We start from the raw sequence: 13,470 nt of genomic DNA, 5'->3' as shown, positions 1-13,470 counted from the left end.
CCTGCTGGAACAGACGCAGGTCACGCCGCTGGACGATGGCGACAGCCGTTTTCGCGTGGTGCTCAAGGCGCCGGATGGGATTGGCCTGACCTGGTATTTGCGCACTGAGCTGGGGGCGGGGCCGTTGGCGTTGCTCAAGTTGCGCGGCTTTAAGTTGCCGACGCAGATCTTCCTGGCTGAAGGGGCGGCGGCAGCACAAAACGGGAGGTTTAAAAAATGACAATGCACAAATTGTTTGCCCGATGCCTTGGCGAGCGCGACTCAGGAACCTTTTTATGAGCAAGGACAATCTGACACTGCATTACTTCGACGCCGAGATGCGCTATCTGCGTGAGGCTGGCCAGGAGTTTGCCCAAGCCTTTCCAGACCGGGCGGCGAAACTGAATCTGGACAAGCAGGGCGCTCGTGACCCCAATGTGGAACGCCTGTTCGAGGGCTTTGCCTTCCTGATGGGGCGCTTGCGCGAAAAACTCGACGATGACCTGCCGGAGCTGACCGAAGGCCTGGTCAGCCTGCTCTGGCCGCATTACCTGCGCACCATTCCCTCGCTCTGCATCGTCGAGCTGGCACCGCAGCTGGAGCAGATGAAGCGCAGTGAGTTGATCGCCACTGGCTTCGAAGTGCTGTCGCAGCCCATCGGTGCGCAGAGCACCCGTTGTCGATATACCACCACCCAAGACCTGACACTGCAGCCGCTCGCCCTGGATTCTGTGCATATGGGCCATGAGCCGGACGGGCGCTCAGTGCTACGAATGCGTTTCGCCCGCGGGACGTTGAGCCCCTGGAGCGAGATCGACCTGAGTCGCTTGCCGCTGTACCTGAATGCCGACGCACCGCTGGCCAGTGCGCTGCACCAGGCACTGACCCTCAATGCTCAAGCCTTGTATGTACGCCTGCCTGACCAAGCGGGTCGTACTTTGCTGGACGGTTATTTTTCGCCCAAGGGGTTTGCCGATGACGATCGATTGTGGCCCAAGGGCGACAGCGCCTTCAGCGGCTATCAACTGTTGCTGGAGTATTTCACCTTCCGCGAGAAGTTCATGTTCGTCACCCTGTGTGGACTGGAGCTTGTGCTCATCAAGCCAGGCGATCTCTGGTTCGAACTGGAGGTGGTGTTACGCGAACCGTGGCCGCAAGCGTTCAACCTGAGCACCGGGCACATCCGCTTGCATGCGGTGCCGGTGATCAATGCGTTCACACTGGAGTCCGACCCGCTGGCGCTGCAGCCGCTACAAACCGACTACTTGCTTCGCCCCATGCGATTGCAGGACGGTCATACCGAAATCTATTCGGTGGATCAGGTCACTACGTCGAGTAATGGCGACCGCCAGGACTACATACCGTTCAGCAGTTTCCGCCACAAGGGCGGCATGTTGCGGGATGAGATGCCCGAGCGTTATTTCCATACCCGTTTGAAACGAGGCGCCAATGGCCTGCATAACACCTGGCTGATCCTCGGCGGCGACGGTTTTGACAAGGACCGGCTAGACGTGAACCAAAGCCTTTCGCTGCGCCTGACCGGCACCCATGGCCAGCTTCCGCGCAAAGCGTTGCAAGGCACACTGCTCGATACGCTGGCACAAACTTCAAAGATCGGTTTGCAGGTGCGCAATCTGTGCGCACCCACATTGCCGTGTTACCCGCCGAACCGCGACCGCTTCCACTGGCGAGTGCTCAGCCACCTGGGCTCGAACTTCCTGCCGATGCTCGACAATGCTGACGTATTGCGTGGCACACTGGGGTTGTATGACTGGACGGACGACGAACTGAACCGGCGGCGCCTGGCGGCCATCGTCGAGGTCAGGCACCACCTCCTGCAGCGTTTTGAAAACGGCTTTCTGCTGCGCGGTGTCGACATCGAAGTCACACTGGATGCCAACGGTTTTTCCGGCGAAGGTGACATCAGCCTGTTCGGTGAGATGCTCCATCGCTTCTTCGGTTTGTACGCCGACATCCACCTGTTCAACCAGCTCACGCTGGTCCTTCAACCTTCTGGAAAGTGTCTGCGATGGCCCGAGAATCACAGTCAGCGTATTCCCGGCTGAACACCCAGGCGCTCTTCCACAGAGGGGTTTGCCACCCACAGATTTCGGTCGTTCCCGATAGACCGCGAGAATCAGCTACCCTCTATGAAACCATTGTCATCCGCGAAGCTCGAAACAAACGGGTGCAGTTACCGGGGCGCAGAGCGAGTCGATGCAGTTTCTAGAAGATAACCACGGGTGTGCCGGCTGGAACGGCGAGATGGCCGGGCGCATCCGTGCATTCGACTGGAGCCGGACCGAACTTGGCAGCCTCGAAAACTGGTCCAGGAGCCTGCGCAGTGCGGTACAGCTGATGCTCGCGTCACCGCTGCCGATGGTGATGCTCTGGGGCCGGGCCGGCTACATGATCTACAACGACGCCTATTCGATATTTGCCGGCGGGCGCCATCCCTACCTGTTGGGTTGCGCGGTGGAGTTGGGCTGGCCGGAAGTCGCCGACTTCAACCGGCATGTGGTCGACACCTGCCTGGCGGGGGGGACCTTGTCCTACCGTAACAAACAGCTGGTATTGCTGCGCGACGGCGTGCCCGAAGACGTGTGGCTGGACCTTTACTACAGCCCGGTTGCCGATGATGACGGGTACCCTGCCGGCGTTATGGCGATGGTGGTCGACACCACCGAATTCGTGATTTCCGAACGTCTGCGCCAGGCAGCGGAAAATGCCTATCGCGCCGACAACGAGCGGGTACGCCTGGCACTCAATGCCGGAGCCTTGCTCGGTTCATTCGTATGGGATCTCAAGGCCAATACGCTTAGCGGCGATGAACGCTTTGCCCGCACGTTTTCCTTCCCCCCGGGGCAAAGCCTGAACAATTTGCCCCAGGATCTGGCACAAGCGCGTATCCATCCCGATGATCGCAGCTGGGTTGAGGAGCAGGTCAGGCAATCGATTCGGACCGGTGCGCCGTATAACGCCGAGTACCGGGTGATGCGTTCCGATGGCAGTTACCTGTGGGTGCTCGCCAGCGGCTGCTGCGAGTTCGATGAGCAGGGCCAGGCCTTCCGTTTTCCTGGCGTGTTGATCGACATCCACGAACGCAAGTCCGCCGAAGAGTCCTTGCTCAGGTTCACCCGCAACCTGGAGCAGCGCGTGGCCGACGAAGTCGAAGCGCGACTGGCGGCAGAAGAGCAACTGCGCCAGTCACAGAAGCTTGAGGCCATTGGTGGCCTGACCGGCGGCGTGGCCCACGACTTCAATAATCTGCTGCAGGTGATTGCCGGAAACCTGCACTTGCTCGCCCGTCATGAACCGGACAATGCCAACGTGCAGCGCCGGGTCAATGCGTCCATTGCCGCGGTTGAGCGCGGCGCAAAACTGTCCTCGCAGTTGCTCGCGTTTGCCCGGCGCCAGCCCTTGTCTCCGGCGGTTTGCACGGCGCAGCAGATTTTCGACGGCCTGGGTGAACTGTTGCAGCGTGCGCTGGGGGAAACCATCCATGTTCACATGAGCACCCCGGTTGACCCCTGGTCGGTCTTCGTCGATCGCAACCAGCTGGAAAACGCCATCCTCAACCTGATGATCAATGCCCGTGATGCCATGGAGGGCGAGGGCACGATTGAACTCAGTGCCGAGAATATCACTCTGGACCGCGGGTTCTGCCTGGGCAAGGGCATCGTTGCCGGTGACTACGTGCGGGTCACGGTTTCGGACAGTGGCCTGGGCATGTCGCCGCAAGTGCTTGGGCAGGCGTTCGAGCCGTTTTTCACCACCAAGCCCGATGGCCATGGCACAGGACTGGGCTTGAGCATGGTGTTCGGTTTCGTCAAGCAGAGTGGCGGACATATCGAGATGTCCAGCGTCGTTGGGCAGGGCACCCGGGTGCAGATGTATTTTGCGCGCAACCTGCGCTCGATGGACAGAGAACTACCCAGTGCCGATGTGCTGCAACGGGGCGCGAACGAGCGGATCCTGGTGGTCGAGGACAATGAGGCAGTGCGCGTTTCTACCGTGGAGCTGCTGCGCGAAGAGGGCTATCGGGTGCTCACCGCCGCCAATGCCGACGCGGCCATGCAGATGTTGCTGGAGGGAGCGGCGGTGGACCTGATCTTCACCGACGTGGTCATGCCCGGGCTGATAAAAAGCTTGGACCTGGCGGCATGGGCCAAGGTACAGAATCCCCCGGTGGCGGTGTTGTTCACCTCGGGCCACACCCGTGACATTATCTCGCGCAACCATCAGCTGAGCCCGGATACCCATTTGCTGAGCAAGCCCTATGGGCCGCATGCGCTGACCAGGATGATTCGTACCGTGCTCAACGGCTAAACATTTCCACACTGTACTACGGCTGAACACGTCCGGACTGTAGGCGCTGGCTTGCCAGCGAAGAGGCCCTCAAGTCTTGCAGGGATTTTGAGGCCGCCTTCGCTAGCAAGCCAGCTCCTACAGGTTGTTTTTTGAACCTTCCGATCAAGGCTACCCATGACCGACAAGCGCACCTCCAACCCTCCCTCCGGCATGGTCAGGGTGCGCGGCGCCCGGGAGCATAACCTCAAGAACGTCGATGTCGACATTCCCCGCGATGCCCTGGTGGTGTTCACCGGGGTGTCCGGTTCAGGAAAGTCGTCCCTAGCGTTTTCGACGTTGTACGCCGAAGCACAGCGCCGCTATTTCGAGTCCGTGGCGCCTTATGCGCGACGCTTGATCGATCAAGTGGGCGTGCCGGATGTCGATTCCATCGAAGGCTTGCCGCCCGCGGTGGCCTTGCAGCAACAACGGGGCACGCCGAGCACGCGTTCCTCGGTGGGCAGCGTGACGACTTTGTCGAGCCTGATCCGCATGCTGTATTCGCGCGCCGGCAGTTACCCGGCGGGCCAGCCGATGCTCTACGCCGAAGACTTTTCCCCGAACACGCCACAGGGCGCGTGCCCGCAATGCCATGGCCTGGGCCGGGTGTACGAGGTCACCGAGGCGTTGATGGTCCCGGACCCGAGCCTGACCATACGCCAGCGTGCCGTCGCCTCTTGGCCGATGGCCTGGCAAGGCCAGAATCTGCGCGACATCCTGGTGACCCTGGGCTACGACGTCGATGTGCCCTGGCGCGACCTGCCGAAAAAGCAGCGTGACTGGATTCTGTTCACCGAAGAAACCCCGACGGTGCCGGTCTACGCCGGGCTCACCCCGCAGGAAACCCGGGTCGCCCTCAAGCGCAAGATGGAGCCGAGTTACCAGGGCACCTTCACCGGCGCACGGCGCTATATCCTGCACACCTTCACCCATTCGCAAAGTGCGCTGATGAAGAAGCGCGTCTCGCGCTTCATGCTCGGCAGTCCTTGCCCGCTGTGCGAGGGCAAGCGGCTCAAGCACGAAGCCTTGTCGGTGACCTTCGCCGGCTACGACATCGGCGAACTGTCGCAGATGCCCTTGTTGCAAGTCGCTGAAGTCCTCAAGCCGGTGGCGGCCCGACAGTATCTTGACGAAGGGGAAGAGGGCGGTGAGGCGGGTGAGGTTTTGACCCACCTGCAGACCCGCCAGGCCCGTGAGCAACGCGTGGCCCACGGCGCCAGTGGTCACGCCAACGCCCCCGATGTGCGCCACACGCCGAATCTCTCGGTGGAAAAACGCCTCGCCGCGCAACGCATCGCCCAGGACTTGCTGGAACGGGTCAGCACCTTGATCGACCTGGGACTCGGTTACCTGGCCTTGGAGCGCAGTACGCCGACGCTGTCGTCCGGCGAGTTGCAACGCCTGCGCCTGGCGACGCAACTGGGCTCGCAGTTGTTCGGCGTGATCTACGTACTGGACGAACCCTCGGCCGGTTTGCACCCGGCCGATGGTGAGGCGCTGTTCGAAGCCTTGCAACGCCTGAAGGCGGCGGGCAATACCTTGTTCGTGGTCGAGCATGACCTGGAAACCATGCGCCGCGCCGACTGGTTGATCGATGTTGGCCCGGCGGCGGGCGAGCATGGCGGTCGGGTGCTGTACAGCGGTGCACCGGCGGGGTTGGCAGACGTGAGGGATTCGCAGACTCGCGCCTACCTGTTCGCCGAACATGTCAGCCAAGCCCGTCGCGCGCGCAAGGCCAGCGACTGGCTGCGCCTGGAAGGTGTCACGCGCAACAACCTGGACAACCTCAGTGTCGAGTTTCCGTTGGGCTGTTTTACAGCGGTGACCGGTGTGTCGGGTTCGGGTAAATCCAGCCTGGTCAGCCAGGCTTTGCTGGAACTGGTCGGCGCGCAACTCGGGCGACCGGGCGTCGACAGTGAACCGCTGGAGGAACTGAGCCTGGAAGATGATGCTCCGACCGTCGTTGGCGGGCAGGTCACGGCGGGGCTGGCGTCGATCAAGCGGCTGGTGCAGGTCGATCAGAAGCCCATTGGCCGCACACCGCGCTCCAACCTCGCGACCTATACCGGGCTGTTCGACAATGTGCGCAAGCTTTATGCGGCAACGCCCCAAGCGCAGGCGGCAGGCTACGACGCGGGGCAGTTTTCCTTCAACGTTGCCAAGGGCCGCTGCCCGACCTGTGAGGGGGAAGGTTTTGTCAGCGTCGAATTATTGTTCATGCCCAGCGTCTACGCACCCTGCCCGACCTGCCACGGGGCGCGCTACAACCCCGAGACGCTGGCGATCACCTGGCAGGGTCGGACCATCGCCCAAGTGCTGCAACTGACCGTGGACCAGGCCGTCGAGGTGTTCGCCGAACAAGCGGCGGTGCGCCGTTCCCTGGAGGTGCTGCGCGATATCGGCCTGGGTTACCTGCGCCTTGGTCAACCGGCAACCGAGCTGTCCGGAGGCGAAGCCCAGCGCATCAAGCTGGCCACCGAGCTGCAACGCAACCCGCGGGGGGCGACGCTCTACGTGCTCGACGAACCGACCACGGGCCTGCACCCACGGGACGTCGATCGCTTGTTGGAGCAATTGAACAACCTGGTGACGGCGGGGCACACGGTGATCGTCGTCGAACATGAAATGCGCGTGGTGGCGCAGAGTGACTGGGTGATCGATATCGGACCGGGGGCCGGGGATCAGGGTGGCAAGGTTGTGGTGGCGGGCGAGCCGCAGAAAGTGGCCAAGAGCAGAAAGAGCCGGACGGCGCCGTTTCTTGCCAGGGTCCTTGGTAAGGCTTGAGCCAATGTCGTTCTTGCGGGCCTCTTCGCGAGCAGGCTCGCTCCCACAATGGATCCGTGGCGTTCGCAATCCAATGTGGGAGCGAGCGGGCTCCGGGCGGCGTTCCGACGAATCTATCAGGCGCCGTCGAGGGTGCGTCGTACCTTGTCCAGCAGTTCATTGATCTGGAATGGCTTGATCAGCATTTCCATGCCGTCGCCGAGAAACACCTGGCGGTTGATCGCGGTTTCGGCATAGCCGGTCATGAAGAGGATCGGCAGATGTTCGCGCCACCCCCGCGCAATATCGGCAAGCTCGCGGCCGCTCATGCGCGGCAGGCCGACATCGGTCAGCAACAGGTCGATGGATTCGTCGTTCTGCAGACGTTCGAGGGCGCCTTCGATGTCGCCCACCTGGGTGCAACGGTAGCCGGCATCCACCAGCACTTCGGCAACGAACATGCGCACTGACGGCATGTCTTCGACGATCAGCACGTGCTCTCCGCCGCCCTGGGCGGGCGTCGTCGTGGGTTCGAGGGTGACGGCGCTGGGGTCGGCGCTGGCCGGCAACATGATGGTGACTTCGGTACCGCGCCGCGCCACGCTGCGGATGTGCGCATCGCCGCCCGACTGGCGGGCGAAACCGTAGATGGTCGATAACCCGAGCCCGGTGCCCTGGCCCAGGGGCTTGGTGGTGAAGAACGGGTCGAACACTTTATCGATGACGTTGTGTTCGATGCCGGTGCCGTCGTCGCGCACCGACAGGGCGACATAGGCGCCATCGGCCAGGTTGGGGTCGCCGTGGGAATAGGCGGCATAGGTGTTGACCCAGACATTGCCACCCTGGGGCAGGGCATCGCGGGCATTGATCACCAGATTGAGCACCGCGCTTTCCAGTTGAATCGGATCGACCAGCGCAATGGCCGGCTTGCTCGTCAGTTCAAGCTTGAGGGCAATGCGTTCGCCAATAGTGCGCACCAGCAATTCCTCGAGGGAGCGGATGTGCTGGTTGATGTCCACGGGCCGGGTATCGAGGGGTTGCTGACGGGCGAAGGCGAGCAGGCGGTGGGTCAGGGAGGCGGCACTCATGGCCGAGTTCAACGCCGCTTCGGCATAGAAAGACACCTTGTCGGTGCGGGACTCGGCGACACGCTTCTGGATCAGTTCCAGGCTGGTGATGATGCCGGTGAGCAGGTTGTTGAAATCGTGGGCAATACCACCGGTCAGCTTGCCCAGCGCGTCCATTTTCTGCACCTGCAACAGTTGGGCTTCGGTGCGCGCGCGCTCGGCGACTTCGTTGGCCAGTTGCGTCGTGGCGTCGTCCAGGCGCGCCAGGTGCGAGCGTTCACGGTGACGGTGCTCGGTGACATCTTCGACGAACACCAGGCTCAGTGCCGGCGTGCGATAGGGTGAAATCTGCCACTCGGTTTCGCGAATTTCGCCCTGCACCCGCATGCTCAAGGTGCCTTTCCAGCGCTCGCCGTACGCCAGGCGCAAGCGCAGTTCCTCGATGACCGCGCACTGGTCGTCGGCGAAACACTGGCGCAGGGTATCCGGGTCGAGGTTGTCCTGGACCAGTTGGGCAAACGCATGGTTGCATTCGTGGACCTTGAGTTGCGCATCCAGCACGGCGATGGGGGCCGACACGTTGACGAAAATCTCGCGAAAGCGTGCCTCGCTTTCACGCAGGGCATTCTCGGTTTCGCGCACCCGCAGCAAGGTGCGCAGGGTCGCCAGCAATACATCCGGGTCCACCGGGTGGATCAGGTAAGCGTCGGCTCCGGCGTCGAGGCCGGTGATGATATCGCCGGTCTGGATCGACGCCGCGGACACATGAATCACCGGGAGCAGGGCGGTGGCAGGCTCCGATCGCAGTTTGCGCACGATGTCGAAGCCACTCATGTCCGGCAGGTTGACGTCGAGGATCAGGGCATCGATCGTCACGCTGGCGATCAACTCCAGGCCTTCACTGCCGGTGCCGGACTCCAGCACTTCATAGCCGTGACGCTCCAGGCGCCGACGCAAGGCGTAGCGCGTGGCAACGTTGTCATCGACGATCAGCAAGCGCAGGTCACGTTTCATCGGCAGGCTCCATGGCGATGGCCAGCGGGATGATCACGAAAAAGGTCGAACCCACACCGGGTGTGCTCTGTACCCCGACTTCGCCGCCCAGCAACATCGCGAAGCGTTTGCACAGCGCCAACCCGAGCCCGGTGCCACGCAGGCGTTTTTGCAGTGGGGAGTCAACTTGCGAGAAGTCTTCGAATAATGCGCCATGCAACTCCTGAGCGATACCGATTCCGCTGTCGCTGACGGCGAAACGTACGTAGTCGCGGTTTTCCAGCTGCGCCGAGACCCTGATCTCTCCACGGGTGGTGAACTTCAACGAATTGGCAATGAAATTGCGCAGGATCTGCGCGAGCTTCTTGTCGTCGGTGTACAGGCGGGGCAGGCCTACAGGCTCCTCGAAGATCAGGTCCACGGCGGTGGTATCGACAATCGGGCGAAACATGCCACGCAGGGCGGCGAACAGGTCCAACATATCGAACCAAGCCGGTGAAATGGTGATGCGCCCGGCTTCGATCTTCGCCAGGTCGAGCAGGTCATCGACCATGTCGCTCAGTTCCCGCGCGGCGTTACTGACGAAGGCCACCTGCTTGTGCTGCTCGCTGCTCAAGGGCCCGTCGAGCTCATCGGTCAGCAGGCTGGCGATGCTCAGGATCGAGCCCAGCGGCGTGCGGAACTCATGGCTCATGTAGGACAGGAAGCGGCTTTTGAGGTCCGAGGCCTGGCGCAGCTGTTCGGCCTGGGTATCGAGTTCTGCGTACAGCGCCAGGACGCCCTGGTTGGTTTCATCCAGCTCGGCGCGCAGGGCAACGGCTTCACCTTGCAAGCGCGCGATCAGTGCAGCTTGTTCGTCGATTTGACTCATGGGCGTTTCAGCCATGGGCGGCCTCCAGGGCTATGACCAGTACGGTGACATCGTCTCGTCCACGACAGAAATCGCGGTGCAGGATGGCGGCAATCACGGCAGGATGGCGGTGCACCAGGCCGGGGTAATCCGCAAGGTTCCAGCGCGACTGCAGGCCATCGCTGTACATGATCAGCAGTTGTCCGCTCACCTGAGCATAGTCAAAGGGTTGCGCCTTTCGAAACTGCCCGCCGACGATGCCGGGATGGGAGGCCAGGCCGCGGGATTGACCCGGTGCGACCAGGCAGGCACCGATATTGCCGATGCCGACGAATTTCAACGCATCGCTGTCGGCGTTGAACTGGGCAATGGCCACCGCACCGCCACGGGTGCCGGTCATGGCTAGATGAATGTCTTGGAGCACCAGCAACGGTGAGTCGAAGGGTGCCAGTGCGTAGGCTTTCTCGCCAGCACGGGCGGCGCGTTCGGCTTCTTCACCATGACCCAGGCCATCGATCACCAGGGCGCTGATGCGCGGTCCGTCAAATGCCAGGTGCCAGGTATCACCGCAAGCCGGATCCTGGTGCAACGAATGCTGGCTGATGCCGATGCGTTGGTCCGCGGCCTTGTCCGTCCGGGGATACAACCGTGTGAGGAGCACGGCACCCCGTGAGTCGGCATAGACATCGAACACTTCAGTCTGCCGTGACACGGTGCCCAGGCCGATGCCCTGGGTGCCGCCGGTGGAAAAACCGTCGGCCAGGCAGGCGTGCAAATCGAAGCCCTGTGCGCGGTCGATGGCGAGCATCTCGATACCGGCGCCGCTGGCACGAGGTATGACCCTGAGGTGCAATTCGCCACGGCTGGCGTGCTTGAGAATGTTGCTGGCAAGCTCGGTAGCGACGAGCGCTACCCGCCCCGCATCCGTGGCGTCGAAGCCGTGTTGTTGCGCTAGATTCTGTGCGGTGCGTCGTGCGTAGCCGATCTGGCTATTGTCCTCGATGAGCAGCACTTGGGTCATCGAGCCGCCGATGTTCATGTCCATCGGGTAATCGTTACGCGAGTACCCTTTCCCGGCGCAGTATCGAGTTCGAATTCATTGACCAGCCGCTTGGCACCGGTCAGGCCCAGACCCAGGCCGGAACCTGAGGTCCAGCCATCGGTCATTGCCAGTTTGACGTCGGGGATTCCCGGCCCCTCGTCACGGAAAACCAGGCGCAGGCCGGTACGCGGGCTTTCATCGAGGATTTGCCAGTCCATGTCGCCTCCACCGCCGTACACCATGGTGTTGCGCGCCAGCTCGCTGACCGCGGTCACCAGCTTGGTCAGGTCGATCAGGCGCATGCCGCAGTCCTGGGCGAGTTTGCGCGCGAGCTGCCGGGCCAGGACGACGTCCTGTTCGATGTGAATCGGATGAGTGCCGCTGCTGCGCACAGTCATTGGTTGCGTACTCGTTCCTGAAGCAGTTTCATCCCGCGCTCGACATTCAGCGCGGTACTGACACCAGGCAGGGTCAGTCCAAGCTCCACCAGGGTAATGGCCACGGCTGGCTGCATGCCGACCAGTACGGTCTCGGCATCCATGATTTTCGACAGCCCGGAGATGGTCCCGATCATCCGGCCAATGAATGAGTCCACCATGTCCAGGGCGGAGATATCGATCAGCACGCCGCGCGCGGACGTCTTGCTGATGCGTTCGGACAGGTCGTCTTGCAGCGTCAGCGCCAGTTGGTCATGCATGTCCACCTGGATGGTCACCAGCAGGAAGCCACCCATTTGCAGAATCGGAATGCGCTCCATGGGCTCAGTCCGCCTTGTTGACGGAGAGTCCCAGCCGGGTCAGGGCCAGTTTCAGGGCATCGGCCAGGTTCGCCTTGGTCACCACGCCTTGCAGGTCCAGCCCCAGGTGCACGATGGTCTGGGCAATCTGTGGACGAACGCCGCTGATGATGCAGTCGGCTCCCATCAGGCGAATCGCGGTGACGGTCTTGAGCAGGTGCTGGGCGACCAGGGTGTCGACCGTCGGCACGCCGGTGATATCGATGATGGCAATTTCCGAACCGGTGTCGACGATCCGCTGTAGCAGCGATTCCATCACCACTTGGGTACGTTGCGAGTCCAGCGTGCCGATCATCGGCAGGGCCAGGACGCCGTCCCAGAGTTTGACCACCGGGGTCGACAACTCCAGCAACTCTTCCTGTTGGCGCTTGATCACGGCTTCGCGGGACTTCTGGAACGTGCGAATGGTGTGCATGCCCAGGGCGTCAAGCAATTCGGAAATTTCCCAGAGTTGCTCGGCCAACAACGCCGGGCTGTCCTGGTAATGATTCTGCAGCAGGGCAAAAAGCGGACCCTTGAGCGAAAAGATAAAGCTGGCGGTCTGATGCGAATCCTGGCCGAGCAGCGCACGGCTATGGGAGAGCTTGTCGAGGAACTGGCGAATTTCATCCCAGCCGACTGTAGCGATGTTCTGGTCATTGCCGTTTTGCAGACCCGAAATCACCAGTTGCAGGAATTCCGCTGTCTGCTGTTGCAGGTCTTTCTCTTTGAGGTTGCGCGTGGCGCCACTGGCCTCCAGGCTATTTTTCCATTCGGCGAGCAGTTGTGCCTGATTGTTCTTCATCGCATCGAGAGTGCTGGTTTGCAGTGCCGCCATGGAACTTGTCTCCTTGAGTGTATGCGCCCGATTCCCGGGAAAACTGAACGGCGCAGAAGCAATGACATTTAGCCGATGAAATAGTTGTGCGCGTTCGACAGCAATTTTCATTCGCTTGTACATGCACTGTAGGAGCTGGCGAAGCCTGCGATCTTTTTTTTTGCATCGCACCGCTGGCGGAGAAACCTGGCGAAAATGAAAAGACCGCATCCATCGATGCGGTCTTTTCATTTGATCAGGTCTATTTGTCTGGATGGGCCGCCTGAAGTTTTTTCGCCATACCCAGGTGTTTTTCCAGCCCCGGTAACATTTTTTGCGCAAAACCCTTGAGTTCCGTTGCGCCTTTGGTCCTGTCGTCGGTCACGGTGTTGGCTTGTTTCTTGAACAACTCGATGGTGTCTTCATGCGCCTTGACCTGGTTGTTGGCATAGGCCGAATCAAAAGACTCGTCACGCATATCGAGGATTTTTTCCTTGGCCTGCTTCACCAGCGTCGTGTTGTCCGGCACTTCAATGTCATTCTTTTTCGCGATGGCCGCTAGCTCATCGTTGGCCTTGGAATGGTCGGTGATCATCATATTGGCGAAGGCTTTGACATCGGCAGACTGGCTTTTTTCCAGGGCCAATCGACTGGTTTCGATTTCGGCAATACCGCCGGCGGCGGCCTTGTCGACAAAGTCATTATCGGTTGCCGCGAAGGCCGCGCCCATGCTGGTGCTCAAGGCGATGGCCAGGGTGAGATGGCGCAGGTTAAATCCTTCCATTGGTTCTTCTCCACACAGTTTTCATGGGCGATCGAATTGATCGTTATAGT

10 protein-coding genes and 1 pseudogene are annotated in these 13,470 nt (G+C 61.3%); 4 read left to right on the top strand and 7 right to left on the bottom strand.

What is annotated here, in order from left to right; genetic code table 11:
• The 4 genes and pseudogenes from QLG10_RS22005 to QLG10_RS21990 form a co-directional block, all read left to right on the top strand.
• Positions 1-220: pseudogene (locus QLG10_RS22005) on the top strand (hypothetical protein); the annotation flags it as partial.
• 55 nt (positions 221-275) lie between these two features.
• Entirely contained in the window at positions 276-2,045 is a 1,770-nt protein-coding gene (tssF, locus tag QLG10_RS22000) for a type VI secretion system baseplate subunit TssF (RefSeq protein ID WP_282488016.1), read from the top strand.
• A gap of 151 nt (positions 2,046-2,196) precedes the next feature.
• A complete protein-coding gene (locus tag QLG10_RS21995) occupies positions 2,197-4,308 on the top strand; it encodes an ATP-binding protein (RefSeq protein WP_282488015.1) in 2,112 nt (703 codons plus the stop codon).
• A 156-nt stretch (positions 4,309-4,464) separates the two neighbouring features.
• Positions 4,465-7,113 (top strand): excinuclease ABC subunit UvrA, encoded by a 2,649-nt coding sequence (locus QLG10_RS21990; RefSeq protein ID WP_110754507.1) that lies wholly within the window; start codon positions 4,465-4,467, stop codon positions 7,111-7,113.
• A gap of 116 nt (positions 7,114-7,229) precedes the next feature.
• Here QLG10_RS21990 and QLG10_RS21985 read toward each other — a convergent pair whose 3' ends face one another.
• The 7 genes from QLG10_RS21985 to QLG10_RS21955 form a co-directional block, all read right to left on the bottom strand.
• On the bottom strand, positions 7,230-9,173 hold the full coding sequence (locus QLG10_RS21985) for a response regulator (protein ID WP_282488014.1): 1,944 nt from the start codon (positions 9,171-9,173) through the stop codon (positions 7,230-7,232).
• Complete coding sequence (locus QLG10_RS21980; protein ID WP_282488013.1) at positions 9,163-10,038, bottom strand: ATP-binding protein; 876 nt, start codon at positions 10,036-10,038, stop codon at positions 9,163-9,165. Before QLG10_RS21980 ends, QLG10_RS21985 begins: the two co-directional genes overlap by 11 nt.
• Entirely contained in the window at positions 10,031-11,041 is a 1,011-nt protein-coding gene (locus QLG10_RS21975) for an ATP-binding protein (RefSeq protein WP_282488018.1), read from the bottom strand. The genes QLG10_RS21980 and QLG10_RS21975 overlap by 8 nt, the downstream gene beginning before the upstream one ends.
• Positions 11,038-11,442, bottom strand: a complete 405-nt coding sequence (locus QLG10_RS21970; RefSeq protein WP_033040509.1) for an anti-sigma regulatory factor — start codon at positions 11,440-11,442, stop codon at positions 11,038-11,040. Before QLG10_RS21970 ends, QLG10_RS21975 begins: the two co-directional genes overlap by 4 nt.
• A complete protein-coding gene (locus tag QLG10_RS21965; protein ID WP_110754503.1) occupies positions 11,439-11,801 on the bottom strand; it encodes an STAS domain-containing protein in 363 nt (120 codons plus the stop codon). Before QLG10_RS21965 ends, QLG10_RS21970 begins: the two co-directional genes overlap by 4 nt.
• 4 nt (positions 11,802-11,805) lie before the next feature.
• Positions 11,806-12,657 carry an STAS domain-containing protein gene (locus tag QLG10_RS21960; RefSeq protein WP_033040504.1) on the bottom strand — a complete coding sequence of 284 codons (852 nt, stop codon included), beginning with the start codon at positions 12,655-12,657 and terminating at the stop codon, positions 11,806-11,808.
• A gap of 241 nt (positions 12,658-12,898) precedes the next feature.
• Positions 12,899-13,420, bottom strand: a complete 522-nt coding sequence (locus QLG10_RS21955; RefSeq protein ID WP_282488012.1) for a DUF4142 domain-containing protein — start codon at positions 13,418-13,420, stop codon at positions 12,899-12,901.
• Positions 13,421-13,470: the final 50 nt, after the last annotated feature.

Source organism: Pseudomonas sp. V98_8 (assembly GCF_029967975.1).
Taxonomy (GTDB): domain Bacteria; phylum Pseudomonadota; class Gammaproteobacteria; order Pseudomonadales; family Pseudomonadaceae; genus Aquipseudomonas; species Aquipseudomonas umsongensis.
Note: the sequence above shows the minus strand (reverse complement) of the source record. Positions and strands in the feature narration are given on the sequence as shown.

What these genes read in the sequence shown, in the direction of transcription:
- QLG10_RS21980 (WP_282488013.1), bottom strand. Translation starts at nt 10,038, where the DNA reads ATGGCTGAAACGCCCATGAGTCAAATCGACGAACAAGCTGCACTGATC.
- QLG10_RS21985 (WP_282488014.1), bottom strand. Translation starts at nt 9,173, where the DNA reads ATGAAACGTGACCTGCGCTTGCTGATCGTCGATGACAACGTTGCCACG.
- QLG10_RS21970 (WP_033040509.1), bottom strand. Translation starts at nt 11,442, where the DNA reads ATGACTGTGCGCAGCAGCGGCACTCATCCGATTCACATCGAACAGGAC.
- QLG10_RS21965 (WP_110754503.1), bottom strand. Translation starts at nt 11,801, where the DNA reads ATGGAGCGCATTCCGATTCTGCAAATGGGTGGCTTCCTGCTGGTGACC.
- QLG10_RS21975 (WP_282488018.1), bottom strand. Translation starts at nt 11,041, where the DNA reads ATGAACATCGGCGGCTCGATGACCCAAGTGCTGCTCATCGAGGACAAT.
- QLG10_RS21995 (WP_282488015.1), top strand. Translation starts at nt 2,197, where the DNA reads ATGCAGTTTCTAGAAGATAACCACGGGTGTGCCGGCTGGAACGGCGAG.
- QLG10_RS21960 (WP_033040504.1), bottom strand. Translation starts at nt 12,657, where the DNA reads ATGGCGGCACTGCAAACCAGCACTCTCGATGCGATGAAGAACAATCAG.
- tssF (WP_282488016.1), top strand. Translation starts at nt 276, where the DNA reads ATGAGCAAGGACAATCTGACACTGCATTACTTCGACGCCGAGATGCGC.
- QLG10_RS21955 (WP_282488012.1), bottom strand. Translation starts at nt 13,420, where the DNA reads ATGGAAGGATTTAACCTGCGCCATCTCACCCTGGCCATCGCCTTGAGC.
- QLG10_RS21990 (WP_110754507.1), top strand. Translation starts at nt 4,465, where the DNA reads ATGACCGACAAGCGCACCTCCAACCCTCCCTCCGGCATGGTCAGGGTG.